Origin of the sequence: Oceanicaulis sp. HTCC2633, from assembly GCF_000152745.1 — a bacterium.
Classification (GTDB): Bacteria; Pseudomonadota; Alphaproteobacteria; order Caulobacterales; family Maricaulaceae; genus Oceanicaulis.
Genome location: NZ_CH672428.1, coordinates 1,907,878 through 1,922,943, shown reverse-complemented (window position 1 = coordinate 1,922,943; position 15,066 = coordinate 1,907,878). Strand labels below are relative to the sequence as shown.

The window sequence follows — 15,066 nt, the reverse complement described above, 5'->3', positions numbered from 1 at the left end:
GAGCGTGGGCGGGGTCTTAGTAGACCCGCGCCTTCGGCTCGATATAGGCGATGTCGTTGGACAGGGTGTATTCGTGAACCGGGCGGTCATCGAGTTTGACCGAGCCGTCTTCATTGATCCACGCCAGGGTGTGCTTCATCCAGTTCGCGTCATCGCGATCGGGATAATCCTCGCGCGCGTGCGCGCCGCGGCTCTCGGTCCGGGCGGCGGCGGAGTTCACCGTCACCGAGGCCTGAGCGATGAGGTTTTCAAACTCCAGCGCTTCCACCAGGTCCGTGTTCCAGATCATCGAGCGGTCGTTGACGCGAATATCGGCTGCACCCTTGTAGACCTCGGCGATGCGGGTGACGCCCTCGTCGAGAACTTCCTGGGTGCGGAACACCGCGCAGTTTTCCTGCATGGCGCGCTGCATGTCGAGGCGCAGGGTGGCCGTCTTGGTGCCGCCATCGGCGTGACGCATCTTGTCAAAGCGCGACAGGGTGTCTGCGCCCGCCTTCTCCGACAGTTCAGGCTGGCTGGCGCCCGCTTCCACGGTCTCGCCGCAGCGCAGGCCGGCCGCGCGGCCGAACACCACGAGGTCGATCAGCGAGTTCGAGCCCAGACGGTTCGCGCCATGCACGGACACGCAGGCCGCTTCGCCCACCGCCATCAGGCCGGGCACGACCTGGTCGGGATTGCCGCCGACCTTGGTGAGCACTTCGCCATGATAGTTCGTCGGGATGCCGCCCATATTGTAGTGGACGGTCGGGATCACCGGGATCGGCTCCTTGGTCACATCCACGCCGGCGAAGATCTTCGCGCTTTCCGAAATGCCCGGCAGGCGCTGGGCCAGAATGGCCGGATCAAGGTGGTCAAGGTGCAGGTGGATATGGTCGCCATGCTCGCCGACGCCGCGGCCTTCGCGGATCTCCATGGTCATGGAGCGCGAGACCACGTCACGGGAGGCGAGGTCCTTGGCGTTCGGGGCATAGCGCTCCATGAAGCGCTCGCCCTTGGAGTTGGTCAGATAGCCGCCCTCGCCGCGTGCGCCCTCAGTGATCAGGCAGCCTGCGCCGTAAATGCCGGTGGGGTGGAACTGGACGAACTCCATGTCCTGCAGCGGCAGACCCGCACGCAGAACCATGGCGTTGCCGTCGCCCGTGCAGGTGTGCGCGGAGGTGGCGGAGAAATAGGCGCGGCCATAACCGCCGGTGGCCAGAATGGTCTTCTGGGCGCGGAAGCGGTGCAGGGTGCCGTCGTCGAGTTTCCAGGCGGTGACGCCGCGGCAGGCGCCGTCCTCATCCATGATCAGGTCGAGTACGAAATACTCGATGAAGAACTCGGTCGCGTGGCGCAGGGACTGGCCGTACAGCGTATGCAGGATGGCGTGGCCGGTGCGGTCGGCGGCGGCGCAGGTGCGCTGCACCGGGCCTTCGCCGAAATTGCGGGTCATGCCGCCAAAGGCGCGCTGATAGATCTTGCCATCCTCGGTGCGCGAGAAGGGCACGCCCCAGTGCTCGAGCTCGTACACGGCTTTCGGCGCGTGGCGGCAGAGATATTCGATGGAGTCCTGGTCGCCCAGCCAGTCCGACCCCTTCACGGTGTCGTACATGTGCCAGCGCCAGTCATCCTCGCCCATATTGCCCAGCGAGGCGGAAATGCCGCCCTGGGCTGCGACGGTGTGCGAGCGTGTGGGGAAAACCTTCGAGATGCAGGCCGTCTTCAGGCCTTCCTGGGCGGCGCCCAGGGCGGCGCGGAGGCCGGAGCCGCCTGCGCCCACGACAACAACGTCAAAGGTATGGTCGGTCCATTCATATGCGGACATTCAAGTCGTCCTTCTCAGCTTGCAATCGCCAGCACGGCGTACAGGGCGGCGACCCACAGACCTGCGCAGATCAGCGTGTTCGCGATCAGCAGCAGGGCTTTAGACATAGGTTTGTGGATGTAGTCCTCAATGACGACCTGAAGACCCAGGCGCATGTGATAAAGCGCCGCGGTGAGCGTCAGGAGCGTCAGGATCGCGCCATAGGGCGAACCCACGAAAGCATAGGCGCTGGCGTAATCGGCGCCCGGCAGGCTGGCGACGGCCCAGACAAAGAGCGGAACCAGGATCACAAGGGCCAGGGCGGAGACGCGCTGGGCGATGAAGTGACCCACGCCGGACTTGGCGGAGCCCAGGCCGCGAGCCTTGGCGAGGGGGGTGCGGAAATCAGCCATCAGATCAGCCCTCCGGACAGAAGCCAGATCGCCACGGTGACGAGGATGGAGGCGATGATGATCGCCATGGAGGCGGTGTTGGCGAATTTGGGTTCAAAGCCCTTGCCCGCATCCCAGACCAGATGGCGCACGCCATTGATGAGGTGATAGATCAGGGACAGGGTGAAGAGGAACAGCACCAGCTTGACCAGCAGGCCGAGCGGGCCGGCCATCAGCGCTTCGAAGCCCCCGTAAGCGTCCGGGCCGGCGGCCAGAAGCACCAGCCAGAGGGTCAGGAAGATGGCGCCGATATAATTGCCGACGCCGGTGGCGCGGTGAAAAATGGACGACGCCATGGTCGCGTGCCAGCGCCAGATTTCAAGGTGCGGAGAAATCGGTCGGGGATCGACAGATTGTTTGGCCATGGAAGGGCCCCCACTAAATTAAATCATTAGCCCCGTCAGCTCGGAACTCGGGCGTGACAATAATCCGCACCGGGTTAACGTCAACGCACACCAAAGTGTGGATTGCTGCTGTGTTTGCAAACGGTTCTCAGTTGCGCGCCTCTCGCGGCGACTGGACTTGATCTGCGAGCGTGGCGACTGGGGAGGTCACATGTCTGAAATGAAGCGCGTCATGATCACGGGCGCATCCACGGGAATCGGCTATGCGAGCGCCAAGTATCTGGCGGACAAGGGCTGGCGGGTTTATGCCGGAGTCCGGAAACCCGAAGACGCCGAGCGTCTGAGCGCCGAGCTGGGCGCGTCTGTGTATCCGGTTCTCTGCGATGTCACCGATGCAGGCATAATAAAATCAGCCGCTGAGCAGGTGCAAAATGACCTGCAAGGTCAGACGCTCGACGGGCTGGTGAACAATGCCGGAATCGCCGTTGCGGGCCCGCTCCTTCACTTGCCGCCCGAAGAGATGACCCGACAACTCGATGTGAATGTCACGGGTCAGTTGCGGGTGACCCAGGCGTTCGCCCCGCTCATGGGCGCGCGTGCGGATTTTGACGGACAGCCGGGCCGGATCGTCAACATCTCCTCGGTGGCGGGGTTTCAGGCGACGCCCATGTTGACGCCTTATGCCTGTTCGAAATTCGCGCTCGAAGCCTTCACCGAGGGCCTGCGCCGGGAGCTGATGCTCTATGGGATCGATGTGGTGGCGATCAATCCGGGTCCGATCCAGACGCCGATTTGGGACAAGGCGGAGACAATGGATATCGAGCCCTATGCGCACACTGATTATGCGCGACCCATTCAGAAAATTCTCAAGGCGGTCAGGGCTGAAGCGGACAAGGCCTTGCCCGCGGTCCGGGTCGCGGAGGCCATTCACACAGCGCTGACCGACAAAAGGCCCAAGCTCAACACAATTGTCATCAGAAACCGGTTCGAGATGGCGCTGATGAAAGTCCTGCCGCGGCGTAGTCTGGACCGACTTATCGCCAAGGCTTTGGGTTTGAGCCTGTCCAAACGGTAACTGGCGCCGCCGCACTTCGCCCTTTCTTATGGCGACAGGCTAACGGGGGAGGGCTTGATGGCTCTGGGAATGATTGCGGCTCTGGCGCTGCAGGCGGCCAGTCCGGAACTGGCGTATACGCTGACCATTGAAGAGGCGGCGGATGGGCCGGAAGTCCACGTCCATGTGGCGTTTCTGGGTGATGAAGATGGCGAGACGATCCTGGGCCTGCCCAGCTTCTGGGGCGGCGAGGATGAGCTCTGGACCGGCATAACCGGTTTGAGCGCCAGCGGGGAGGACGCGGTCCTGACGCCCGGCGACAGCCCGGAAAGCTGGACCCTCACCCATGCGCCGGGGGCGGCGATTGCCCTTGATTATCAGGTGATCCAGGATCGTGAGGGCGCGCCCAGCGCCGCGGGGGATGATTCCTATCGCCCCTTCGTGCAGCCTGACTTCGTCCACCTGATCGGCAATACCTTTGTCATCCTGCCCGATAACAGCCGCGAGGATGAGACGATCTCGTTTGCGTTCAATGCGCCGGACGGCTGGGCGCTGGCGTCTGATCTCGAGCACGGCGTGGCGGATGTGGATGCGCTGATGGCGAGTGTCATCGTCGCGGGCGATTTTCGGGTGATGACCCAGGAGATCAGCGGTGCGCCGGTGCGGGTCGCCCTGCGGGGCGCGCTGGAGATCGATGACCAGACCCTGATGGACAATCTCGCCCATGTGATCGAGGCCAACCTTGAGTATTGGGACGCTTCGGGCGAACCCTATCTTGTCACCGTGCTGCCGCTCGAGGCGGAGCCGGACTGGATCAGCATTGGCGGCACCAATCTGGCGGACAGTTTCGCCATGTTCATCACGACGAATGCCGAGATCGACACCGTCAAACGCATCCTCGCCCATGAGCACACCCATACCTGGAATGTGAAGCGCCTGGGCGGCCCGCTGGAGGGTGAGACGGAGGAGCCGGCAGGCTACTGGTTCTCCGAAGGCTTCACGGATTTCCTGACCACTCGCGCCGGCGTGCGCGGCGGCAGCTTCACGGCCGAGCAGGGCGTGGCGCAATGGAATGAATTCCTGCGTGACTATGCCAGCTCGCCGGTGAGGACCGCATCCAATGACGCCATTCTGGACGGTTTCTGGACCAATCCGGACATCCAGCGACTGCCCTATCTGCGGGGTCAGGTGTTTGCGGCGCTGGCGGATGCCCGAATTCGGGAAGAGACCGATGGCGCGCAGGATCTCGATGACGTCATGCACGCCATGCTCGACAGCGCCGAAGATGGCCCGGCCCCGTCCCGCTTCATCGAGGTTGCCCAAGCCGTGACGGGCGTCGATCTGAGCCATCTGCATCAGCAACACATCATGGATGGCGAGATGATCTGGCTGCCTGAAGAGGCCTTTGGCGGTTGCGGCCCGGTCGAGACACAGGACGAGCCGGTCTTCGTCTATGGCTTCACGCTGGGCGAGAATGAAAACGGCGAGCGGATCATCACGGCGGTCGAGCCGGACTCGAGTGCGGAAGCGGCCGGTTTCGAGCCGGGCATGTTCATGGTCCAGCGCGTGGGCGGCGCCTATGGCGACGCCAGAGTGGAAAGCGTCATGCGCATCCGCACCGTTGAGGGCGAGGAGCGCGACATCGCCTATTGGCCCACCAATGGCGAGGTGCTGCGAGTCCAGCAGATCGCCTTTTCTGGCGATGAGGCGGCTTGCCGCGCCGCGCTCGCAGGCTTGAACTGAACCACGAGGGGCGACACTCTCTCCCCTACACAAAGGGGAGAGAGTTCGCTCATGCGTATTGCCTTGGCGTCCATCAGCGCGCTGGCCTTGGCCGCGCCGGCCTTCGCCACGCCGGTCGAGGACTTCCGTGATCTGATCGCGGACTATGAAGCCTTCAACGCCGAGCGCAATCTGGGCGCCCGCGCCCGGGCGGGCGATCTCGAGGCCGCCGCCTCCTGGCCGGATATGAGCATTGAGGCGATCGAGCGCTGGGATGAAGGCATGGCGGGGTTTGACGCCCGCATCGACGCCATCGAACCCAATGATCTTCCCGCTGATGAGCAGGCCAATTACGCCGTGCTCGCCTATGAGCTGGACAGCGCGGTCGCCGTCCCGTCCATGACCACGGCGATGATCCCGTTCACCAATGACAGCGGCTTTCACACCACCGCCAGCTTCGCCGCTCTGACCACACGCGTGCGCACGGTGGAGGAGGCCGAAGCGTGGATCGAAAAGCTCAACGCCCTGCCTGAATACTTCGCCCAGCAGCAGGCCTGGCTGGAGCGCGGCATCGAGACCGGCTTCACCCAGCCGCGCGCCATTCTGCAGGGTGTCGCCGACCAGATCGAGGCGCAGATCACCCCCGCCGAGGAGAGCGAGCTGCTCACCCCGATCCGCAATCTGCCTGAAACGATCCTAGCGTCCGAGCGCGAACGCCTGATGGCAGAAGCCGTGCAAGCAGTTGAAACCGAGGCGCTTCCGGCGCTGCGTGAGCTGCACGCTTTCTTCACGCAGAGCTATATGCCCGCCGCGCGCGAGACGCTGGGCGCGCGCTCCCTGCCGGGCGGTGAAGACTTCTATCGGGCGCTGGTGCGCCAGCACACCACACTCGATATGACGCCCGAAGAGGTGCATCAGCGCGGACAGGACGAAGTGGCTCGCATCCGTGCGGACATGGAAGCGGTGATCGCCGAGACCGGGTTTGAAGGCAGTTTCGCCGACTTCCTCGTCTTCCTGCGCACCGATCCGCAGTTCTACGCCGAGAGCGAACGCGAACTGATGATGGCGGCGTCCTATTTCGCCAAGCAGGCGGATGACCAGATGCCCCGCTTCTTCCATCATCTGCCGCGGCTGAGCTATGGCGTGCGGCCCGTGCCCGCCGCCATCGCACCCAATTACACCACCGCGCGCTATTGGCCCGGCGACGCAGGGCAGGGCATTGCGGGCGGCTATATGGTCAACACCTACCGGCTGGACCAGCGCCCGCTCTATGAGCTGCCCGCGCTGACGGTGCACGAGGCGGTTCCCGGTCACCACCACCAGATCGCCATTGCCCAGGAACTTGAAAACGTGCCGGACTTCCGCACCCAGGGCTATATCACCGCCTTTGGCGAGGGCTGGGCGCTCTATACCGAGTTCCTCGGTCAGGACATGGGCATCTATGAGACGCCCTATCAGCATTTCGGTCGTCTGACCTATGAGATGTGGCGCGCCTGCCGCCTCGTCGCGGACACCGGCATCCATTGGTATGGCTGGAGCCGGGACGAGGCCGAGGCCTGCTTCCTTGAGAACTCCGCCCTCAGCCCGCTCAACATAACCAATGAGGTCAGCCGTTATATCAGCTGGCCCGGACAGGCATTGGCCTACAAGACCGGCGAATTGCTGATCCGCGAACTGCGTTCGGATGCGGAAGACGAGCTGGGCGAAAGCTTCGACCTCGCCGCCTTCCACGATCATATCCTTGATGAAGGCGCGGTGCCGCTTGGGTATCTCGAAACCAAGATGCGCGCCTGGATCGCGGATCAGGCGCAATAAGGCTGACCAGGCTTGGGCGACACTGTCGCTCAAGCCTTATCGCCGCGCGGTGACCATACTCGCTTTCATCCGGCAAGGGCGAAGGCGGAACGGATGCGGTCACCTCGAAAAGAACCCTCCGAGCTGCGCGATCGCATCAATGACGGCGTCATCGCGATACGCAATGAAGCTGAGTACGCCGGGGCGATCGAGCTGGTGAACTCCGGGCTCGCCTTCGTCATTGATGTGGTCGAGCCGTTTAAGCTGACCAAGGCGGCGGGCTGGTTCCTGCGCTCGGCCTGGCTGACGTCGTCAAACGGCAGCTATATCGAGGATCAGGGCTATTCCAGCGTCCAGCTCAAGGGATTGAGCACGGTCGTGGCGCTCTCCTTGCGCGTCCTGGGCCGGGGTCTCAATCAGGTCTTCGAAGGCCGGCTGGTCGCCGAGGCGGGCGCGGAATTGCCCACCGTCCTGCTGGTGCAGAAGGGCGGGTTGAGCGTGTCGGCCGGGACAGATTTCCTGCTCAGCCAGGGCCTCGACGCCACGCCCCGGGGCGGGCTGCTGATCGGCGGCGTGCTCCGGGTCGCCCAGCCTGTCGGTTTGCGGGAGGCGCGGCTGATCCTGTGCCCGGACGGGGCCCAGCCCTGCGCCATTCATCAGAGCGTGACCGCCGAGCATGGATCCGTCATTGCAATGACGCCGGGCGGGCGCGCCTATGTGGAGAGCCTGACCCTGAAGGACGACAGCCGCCTTGAATGTCTGCAAGGCCGGGCGCGTCTGGAGAGTGACAGCGCGATCGTGCTGGGCTCAAGCCAGGCCGATGCGCCGGCCCGCATGCGCGGGGTGGATGCCGCTGCTGTGCATCTCGGACCGGGCGGCGTCTATGAGTGTCGGGGTCATGGCGAATGGGCGGGGGTCCCGGCCCGTCTGGACAGGCTGAGGAATGAGGGCGGCGTGGTGGAGCTGGAAGGCGATGCCCGTCTGATCTGCGAGCATTTCCAGCAAAGCGCGGGCGAGATCCGGTTCGAGCTGAGCGATCCGCATGCGCCGCCGCCGCGTCTGATCCTTGAGGAGCACGCCGTGATGACCGGAGGGCGCGTGGTGGTGTCGGGGCCCGGCGTGCTGTCGGAACCGCCGCGCGAGCGGCGTTTTCTTCCCCTTGTCGAGGTGCGGCGTGAGGCGCCCATGCTGACCCGCCTGATGGAGCGCGCCTGGATCACGGGGTTTCCCGAGGGCGTGCTGACCGGGTTCGAGCTTGTCGACAACCGCACGCTGGGACTGGTCATCGCGCCGCGCTAGCCGGACTCAGACGCCTTCTTCCCTCGCCAGCGTGTCCGTATGACCTTGGCGGTAGAGGTGGATTTCCCGCCCCAGCCGGATCATGGGCTTGGCCGTGAAAAACAGCGAACCGATGACGAAGAGCCAGATCGCCGCCGTTTCTGTCTCCGCCCAGAAAAACAGGATCGATCCCACAAGAAAGGACAGGGCGGCGGCCACATCAACCAGCGTGAACCCGATCTCGTAAAGGGCATAGATCCGCTTGCCGGCGTCGCTGTCGATCTGGTTGTCGGGGTGAAAGAGATAGGTCAAAGGCGTCTCCCGCAATAAGGCCTGAGAGCCTAACGCACAGCCGGGGCGGTTTGCTCCCGGCGTGTGCGCCCTAGACCTCGCGAAGCGGATAGGCCTCAAGGGTCGTCTCGTCAAAGGGCGCGCGCCCCAGCCAGTCGAGCGCTTCGTCGAGCGTGTCGAAGATCCGGATCAGCAGGCTCCGATCGGTTTCTGGAAAGAAAAGCGGCCAGATTTCCACAAGAAGCGTCAAACTGGCTGGCGCGGCGACGAAGGCGGAGCGGAGCTGATGGGTGATATCGCGTTCTTGCAAGGTGCGTTGACGCTCGATGGCATGGGCGACGATGTTGTTGTGATCGATCTGAACATCAATCTCTTCGTCAAACAGATGGATGAGATCGTAATGGGCCGGAAAGTCGAGGGCCCTGAGCACGTGCAGATTCTGGTTGAGATCGTACTGGGAGAGCGTGTCCTTCCAGTGAAAGACCGCCAGGCGCTGGCCATGATCGAGGCGAGTGGTGAATGTCATGCGCTTGGGCCGCCATGGGCTGATTCAGCCCGATTGTCAGGATGTTGTGATCTACGCCTCGCGCTCGATACTACAACGAAAGCGCGAAAGAAAAACCCCGATGAACTGGTTCTTCGGTCATGCCGGCTGGGCCTAGAGGGGCTGAACCGGAAAGTCTTCAAGCGCCGCCACGTCGAACGGTTCCCGCTCCAGCCAGGCCAGCGCCTCTTCCAGCGTATCGAAGAACCGGATCAGCAGGCTTCCATCCGTCTCGGGAAAGAAAAGCGGCCAGAGATCCAGCAACGCTTTCAGCGCCGGCGGCACAGCGACAAAGGCGGACCGGAGCTGTCGACCGGGCTCACGCTCGATCAGGGTGCGCTGGCGTTCGATTGCATGCGAGACGATGGAGTCGTGATTGATCTCGACCCGTATGTCCTCATCGAAGAGATTGAGAATGTCGTAATCGCTGGGAAAGTCGGGATCCCTGAAGAGCTTGAGGGCCTGGCTCAGCTCTTCCTGCGACAGCTTTTCCTTACCGTGGAACACCACAAGGCGTTGGGCATGATCAAGGCGTGTGGTGAAAGTCATGTCGGTCCGCCGTCTGATGCCCCGTCTGTCGGTCGAGAATATGGAAATAACTTGCGGCATGGCGATTGCCAGTCGCGTCGGCCTGAAAAAACCCCGGCGGATGGCTCCGCCGGGGTTTGTTTCGTCAGAGACGCCAGAGCGTCTTACGCCATGGCGCGTTGACGCAGAACGTAGTGCAGGATGCCGCCATTGTTGACGTAATCAAGCTCGTTCTCGGTATCGATCCGGGCCAGAAGCTGGGTGGTCTTCTTGGAGCCGTCCTCGAAGGTGATCTCAAGCGTCACTTCGCTGCGCGGCTTGATGCCTTCAATACCCTTCAGCGAGACGGTTTCCTTGCCGGTCAGGCCCAGCGAGGTCCAGCTTTCACCGTTCTGGAACTGCAGCGGAACCACGCCCATGCCCACGAGGTTGGAGCGGTGGATGCGCTCGAAGCTCTCGCAGATCACGGCTTTGACGCCCAGAAGACGGGTGCCTTTCGCCGCCCAGTCGCGCGACGAGCCAGTGCCGTATTCCTTGCCGCCGAAGACGACGAGCGGGGTGTCCGCATCGGCGTACTTCATGGCTGCGTCATAGATCGGCATTTCCTCGCCGGACGGCTGCAGCTTGGTGACGCCGCCTTCCACGCCCGGAACCATCTGGTTCTTGATGCGGATGTTGGCGAAGGTGCCGCGCATCATCACTTCATGGTTGCCGCGACGCGCGCCGTAGGAGTTGAACTCCCGCGGTTCGACGCCTTTGTCCTGCAGGTACAGACCCGCCGGGCTGTCCGCCTTGATCGAACCGGCCGGGGAAATGTGGTCGGTCGTGATCGAGTCGCCGAACAGGCCCAGGATGCGCGCGCCGTCGATGTCTTTGGGCGGGGTCACATCGGTGGTCATGCCGGTAAAGAAGGGCGGGTTGGCCACATAGGTGGATTCCGGCCAGTCGTAGGTCAGGCCGCCGGAGGTCTCGATGCCCTGCCACATGGCGTCGCCCTTGAAGACGTCGGCATAGCGCTTGGCGAACATCTCCGGGGTCACCGCAGAGCGCACCGCTTCAGCGATCTCGGCGGAGGTCGGCCAGATGTCCTTCAGATAGACCGGGTTGCCGTCGGCATCCTCGCCGATCGGATCCTCGGCGACATTGATGTTCATGGTGCCTGCGATGGCGTAGGCGACCACCAGCGGCGGGCTGGCGAGATAGTTCGCACGCACATCCGGGCTCACACGGCCTTCAAAGTTGCGGTTGCCCGACAGCACCGAGGTCGCGACGAGGTCACCGTCCTTGATGGCCTTGGAGATCGGCGCCGGCAGCGGGCCGGAGTTGCCGATACAGGTGGTGCAGCCATAGCCCACCAGGTTGAAGCCGAGGGCGTCGAGATCGTCCTGCAGGCCGGCTTTCTCCAGATAGTCGGTGACCACCTGGGAGCCCGGTGCGAGCGAGGTTTTCACCCACGGCTTGACCTTCAGGCCTTTCTTGAGCGCGTTGCGCGCGACAAGACCGGCGCCCAGCATCACGGACGGGTTGGAGGTGTTGGTGCACGAGGTGATCGCGGCGATCACCACATCGCCATGGCCGATGGAGAAGTCTTCGCCGTCCACGTCCACGCGCTTGCCCGCTTCCTCGGCCTTCTTGAACTCGTCCTTGAGAACATTGGCGAAGGCGTCGGCGGCGGTGTTGAGCGCCACGCGGTCCTGCGGGCGTTTCGGACCGGCCAGCGACGGCACGACGGTGGAGAGGTCGAGCTCCAGCGTGTCGGTGTAGACCGGATCATCCTTGCGCTCGGGGCGGAACATGCCCTGAGCCTTGGAGTACTCCTCGACCAGCTGCACGCGGCCCTCTTCGCGGCCGGTGGCGCGCAGATAGTCCAGCGCCTCGTTGTCGACCGGGAAGAAGCCGCAGGTCGCGCCGTATTCGGGCGCCATGTTGGCGATGGTGGCGGCGTCTTCCAGCGACAGATTGTCGATGCCGGCGCCGAAGAATTCGACGAACTTGCCGACCACGCCTTTTTTACGGAGCATTTCCACGACGGTCAGCACCAGGTCGGTGGCGGTTGCGCCTTCGGGCAGCTTGCCGGTCAGCTTGAAGCCCACGACTTCGGGGATCAGCATGGAGACCGGCTGGCCCAGCATGGCCGCTTCGGCTTCGATGCCGCCCACGCCCCAGCCCAGAACGGCCAGGCCGTTGACCATGGTGGTGTGGGAGTCGGTGCCGACGAGGGTGTCCGGATAGGCGTAGGTGACGCCGTCTTCTTCCTTGGTCCACACGGTCTGCGCCAGGTTTTCAAGGTTCACCTGGTGGCAGATGCCGGTGCCCGGCGGGACGACGCGGAAATTGTCAAATGCGCTCGAACCCCATTTGAGGAACTTGTAGCGCTCGCCATTGCGCTCGTATTCGCGCTCGACATTCTTGGCGAAGCTGTCGCCCTTGCCGAAATAGTCCACCATCACGGAGTGGTCGATCACGAGGTCGACCGGCACCAGCGGGTTCACCGATTTCGGGTCGCCGCCGAGCGAGGTGGTGGCGTCGCGCATCGCGGCGAGGTCAACAACGGCCGGAACGCCGGTGAAGTCCTGCATCAGCACGCGGGCCGGACGGTAGGCGATCTCGTGATCGGACTTGCCGGTCTTGGTCCAGGCGGCGATGGCTTCAATGTCTTGTTTGGTGACGGTGCGGCCGTCTTCAAAGCGCAGCAGGTTCTCCAGAAGAACCTTCAGCGTATAGGGCAGCTTGGAGACGCCATCGAGGCCGTTCTTCTCCGCCTCTTTCAGGTCGAAATAGGTGTAGGTCTTGCCCGCGACCGTCATTTCGCGACGGCACTTGAAGCTGTCCAATGAAGCCATGTTTGGTCCTCGTTGTCGGGCCGGACCGCCGCAAGTGAGAGGGTGCAGGCGGAACCGGGCGGAGTATCGTGCGCGATCACACGACGGAAAGGTTTCGGGCGGGTTTTAATACTGTCTGCGCTGCACCGCAATGCAGCCGAAGGCCGTAAGCGGTTCAAACGCATTTATCGCAACGCATTCGCAGGGCGGAGGTTGCGGTCTGACGGCATGGCGATGGAGGAGGCGGATGCGGGATCAGGCCCGGGAGGCCTGATCCACCTCGACAATGACGCTGGCGAGATCGTCGATGATCTCTTCAAAATCGAGCAGCAGGGTGATGAAGTTCACATGGATCCCGTTCTGGTCGGTCATGAAGGAGCGCTGGAGCTTGTGATTGAAGAATGTCCCGAGATTGTTCTTCAGGATCGTGAAATCGCTGTAGAAGCATTCCACGATGCGCAAATGCTTGGGGTCGAGATTCCGGTCATGCAGCATGTGCCGTTTCTGCTCGTAGGTTTCGAGCTCCATCGTGCCTTGCCGGTCCATGTAGGACAGATACAGGTTCTCGAGCTGACGCAGGAATTCGCGCTGGAAGATGCCGATGCGGTTGGCTGCGTTCTCTCCATTGCGGATCATCTCGATGATCGCCAGCAGACTATCCCGCGTGAACTGGGAGAACCGGTAAAACTCCAGGGTCGTCTTCTTGAGGATTTTGATCTTGTTTTCCATGTCGATCAGGATTTCTGACGAACAGGCCGCGACCTTCTTCTCAAACCCCTTGGACAGTTTGACGTTGGCGCGGTCCACAAGATTGCTGATGTCGGAATAGATTTTCTCGACAATCTGGAAAGCGGAGGAAAAGTCCGGTCCGGCGAAATAGTAGATATGGCCGCCATGGCTGCTTTCGAAGCCGAAAGCGCCTGTGGTGCGCAGCGTCACGGAATAGATGTCACTCGATTGCATATCATCCCCCCGGATATGGCAAATCATGAGACGGCAGAGCCGGTTTAACTATTCGTTAACGGTAGCAACCGGGTGTTGTGCCGACAAGCATGGATTCGGCGCAAATCGAGAAACCTGTTCCGGACATGCAGGGGGAGTGCGACATCTCAGCCTTGGACCCGTGCCCGAACTGCGGCTAAGTCTCAGCCCATGAGCACCGTCGCCTTCTCACCCTCCCCCATTGCAGTTTCCAGTCTACGCCTCGAACGTGGGGGAAAGACCTTGCTCACAGGGTTTTCCCTGAATGTGGAGCCGGGCGAGGCGCTGGTGCTGCTGGGCCCGAACGGGTCGGGCAAGACGACGCTGCTGCGAGCCATGGGCGGGCTGGTGCGGCCTGTGGCGGGCGAGATCTCGCTCGATCCGCAGTCGGTCGCCTTTCTGGGCCATGCCGACGCGCTCAAACCCTCCGAGACGGTCGAGCAATCCCTGGCCTTCTGGGCGCGGCTTTATGGAGGTGATCTCGAGACGCTGGATCAGGTGATGACCGAGATGGCGCTGGCGCATCTGGCGCGTCGGACTTGCGGCACGCTGTCAGCGGGGCAGAAACGGCGCACCGCGCTGGCGCGGATTGCGCTCTCCAACCGTTCGGTCTGGCTGCTCGATGAACCGGCCGCCCCGCTTGACGCGCGCTCGCGAGAGCGCCTGGCGCGGCTGGTGCGTCAGCATTGCGCGGCGGGCGGGATTGTCATCGCCGCCACCCATGTGGATCTGGGTTGGGCGGGCGCGCGGGTCGAGGATTTGCGTCCCGCCCCCACCAAGACCGCGGCGGGTGTGGGATGAGCGCGCTGGGAGCGATCTTCACGCGCGAACTTCGCCTGGCGTTTGCGGGCGGCGGCGGGCCGGCGGGACCGGCGGCATTCAATCTCGCCGCTCTGGCGCTCGCGCCGCTGGCCATTGGCCCGGATGCGGATACGCTTCAGGCGGCAGGGCCGGGCGTCATCGCGTTTGCCGCGCTGCTGGCGACCTTGCAGCCCGCCGAGCGTATCTTCAGCGAAGATGCGAGCGACGGCACGCTGGAGCTTTATGCGCTGTCACCCGTCGGACTGGCGCTGTCTTTATTCATGAAGACGCTGGCCTTCATCCTGGCGGTGTTCTGGACGACGCCCTTGCTGGCCTTCATTGGCGGGCTCGCCTACGGCATGGATGTGGGCTCGGCCTTTGTGCTGGCGCTGGGACTGGCGTTCGCGGCGCCGGGTCTCGCCTTCATCGCCGCCTTTGCGGGCGCGCTGGCGGCGGGGCTGAAGCGGGCGGGGCTGCTGATCGCCCTGATCGCGGCGCCCTTGCAAGTGCCGCTTCTGGTGTTCGCGGCGGGCGCAGGCCGGGCGGCGATGGACGGGACGGGGCTGGAAGGCCCCAATCTGATGATGGCGCTCGCGGGATCGCTGGCGGCGCTGGCGCTGGCGCCCTTCGGCGCGGCGGCGGCTTTGAAGGCGCGTCTTGAATAGGTTTCAT

The 15,066-nt window shown here is 63.3% G+C and carries 14 protein-coding genes; 6 read left to right on the top strand and 8 right to left on the bottom strand.

The window, feature by feature from the left end:
- Nucleotides 1-16: 16 nt before the first annotated feature.
- From sdhA to sdhC, 3 genes are read right to left on the bottom strand one after another with little or no spacing between them, the layout of a single operon-like run.
- Entirely contained in the window at nt 17-1,804 is a 1,788-nt protein-coding gene (sdhA, locus tag OA2633_RS09115) for a succinate dehydrogenase flavoprotein subunit (protein WP_009802247.1), read from the bottom strand.
- A 14-nt stretch (nt 1,805-1,818) separates the two neighbouring features.
- Nucleotides 1,819-2,196 (bottom strand): succinate dehydrogenase, hydrophobic membrane anchor protein, encoded by a 378-nt coding sequence (gene sdhD / locus OA2633_RS09110; RefSeq protein WP_009802246.1) that lies wholly within the window; start codon nt 2,194-2,196, stop codon nt 1,819-1,821.
- Nucleotides 2,196-2,600, bottom strand: coding sequence for a succinate dehydrogenase, cytochrome b556 subunit (gene sdhC / locus OA2633_RS09105; protein ID WP_009802245.1), 405 nt, complete (start codon nt 2,598-2,600; stop codon nt 2,196-2,198). Before sdhC ends, sdhD begins: the two co-directional genes overlap by 1 nt.
- Before the next feature lie 190 nt (nt 2,601-2,790).
- Between sdhC and OA2633_RS09100 the strand changes: the two genes are divergently transcribed.
- From OA2633_RS09100 to OA2633_RS09085, 4 genes are all read left to right on the top strand, one after another.
- Nucleotides 2,791-3,654, top strand: coding sequence for an SDR family oxidoreductase (locus tag OA2633_RS09100; protein WP_009802244.1), 864 nt, complete (start codon nt 2,791-2,793; stop codon nt 3,652-3,654).
- A 57-nt stretch (nt 3,655-3,711) separates the two neighbouring features.
- Entirely contained in the window at nt 3,712-5,376 is a 1,665-nt protein-coding gene (locus OA2633_RS09095; protein WP_040612583.1) for a hypothetical protein, read from the top strand.
- Nucleotides 5,377-5,427: 51 nt separating this feature from the next.
- Complete coding sequence (locus OA2633_RS09090) at nt 5,428-7,170, top strand: DUF885 family protein (RefSeq protein ID WP_009802242.1); 1,743 nt, start codon at nt 5,428-5,430, stop codon at nt 7,168-7,170.
- Between the two features lie 93 nt (nt 7,171-7,263).
- Nucleotides 7,264-8,448 carry a hypothetical protein gene (locus tag OA2633_RS09085; protein ID WP_009802241.1) on the top strand — a complete coding sequence of 395 codons (1,185 nt, stop codon included), beginning with the start codon at nt 7,264-7,266 and terminating at the stop codon, nt 8,446-8,448.
- Between the two features lie 6 nt (nt 8,449-8,454).
- Here the strand turns inward: OA2633_RS09085 and OA2633_RS09080 are convergent, their stop codons facing one another.
- From OA2633_RS09080 to OA2633_RS09060, 5 genes are all read right to left on the bottom strand, one after another.
- Entirely contained in the window at nt 8,455-8,739 is a 285-nt protein-coding gene (locus OA2633_RS09080; protein ID WP_009802240.1) for a YrhK family protein, read from the bottom strand.
- A 70-nt stretch (nt 8,740-8,809) separates the two neighbouring features.
- Entirely contained in the window at nt 8,810-9,244 is a 435-nt protein-coding gene (locus OA2633_RS09075) for a hypothetical protein (RefSeq protein ID WP_009802239.1), read from the bottom strand.
- A 132-nt stretch (nt 9,245-9,376) separates the two neighbouring features.
- Complete coding sequence (locus tag OA2633_RS09070; RefSeq protein WP_009802238.1) at nt 9,377-9,811, bottom strand: hypothetical protein; 435 nt, start codon at nt 9,809-9,811, stop codon at nt 9,377-9,379.
- Nucleotides 9,812-9,954: 143 nt separating this feature from the next.
- Nucleotides 9,955-12,633, bottom strand: coding sequence for an aconitate hydratase AcnA (gene acnA / locus OA2633_RS09065; RefSeq protein WP_009802237.1), 2,679 nt, complete (start codon nt 12,631-12,633; stop codon nt 9,955-9,957).
- Nucleotides 12,634-12,867: 234 nt separating this feature from the next.
- Nucleotides 12,868-13,575, bottom strand: a complete 708-nt coding sequence (locus OA2633_RS09060; RefSeq protein WP_009802236.1) for a hypothetical protein — start codon at nt 13,573-13,575, stop codon at nt 12,868-12,870.
- 189 nt (nt 13,576-13,764) lie between these two features.
- Here OA2633_RS09060 and ccmA point away from each other — a divergent pair, with 189 nt between their 5' ends.
- Both ccmA and OA2633_RS09050 read left to right on the top strand, forming a co-directional pair.
- Nucleotides 13,765-14,394 carry a heme ABC exporter ATP-binding protein CcmA gene (gene ccmA, locus OA2633_RS09055; protein WP_040612581.1) on the top strand — a complete coding sequence of 210 codons (630 nt, stop codon included), beginning with the start codon at nt 13,765-13,767 and terminating at the stop codon, nt 14,392-14,394.
- Nucleotides 14,391-15,059: a heme exporter protein CcmB gene (locus tag OA2633_RS09050; protein ID WP_009802234.1), complete on the top strand. Its 669-nt coding sequence runs from the start codon at nt 14,391-14,393 to the stop codon at nt 15,057-15,059. Before ccmA ends, OA2633_RS09050 begins: the two co-directional genes overlap by 4 nt.
- Nucleotides 15,060-15,066 lie beyond the last annotated feature (7 nt).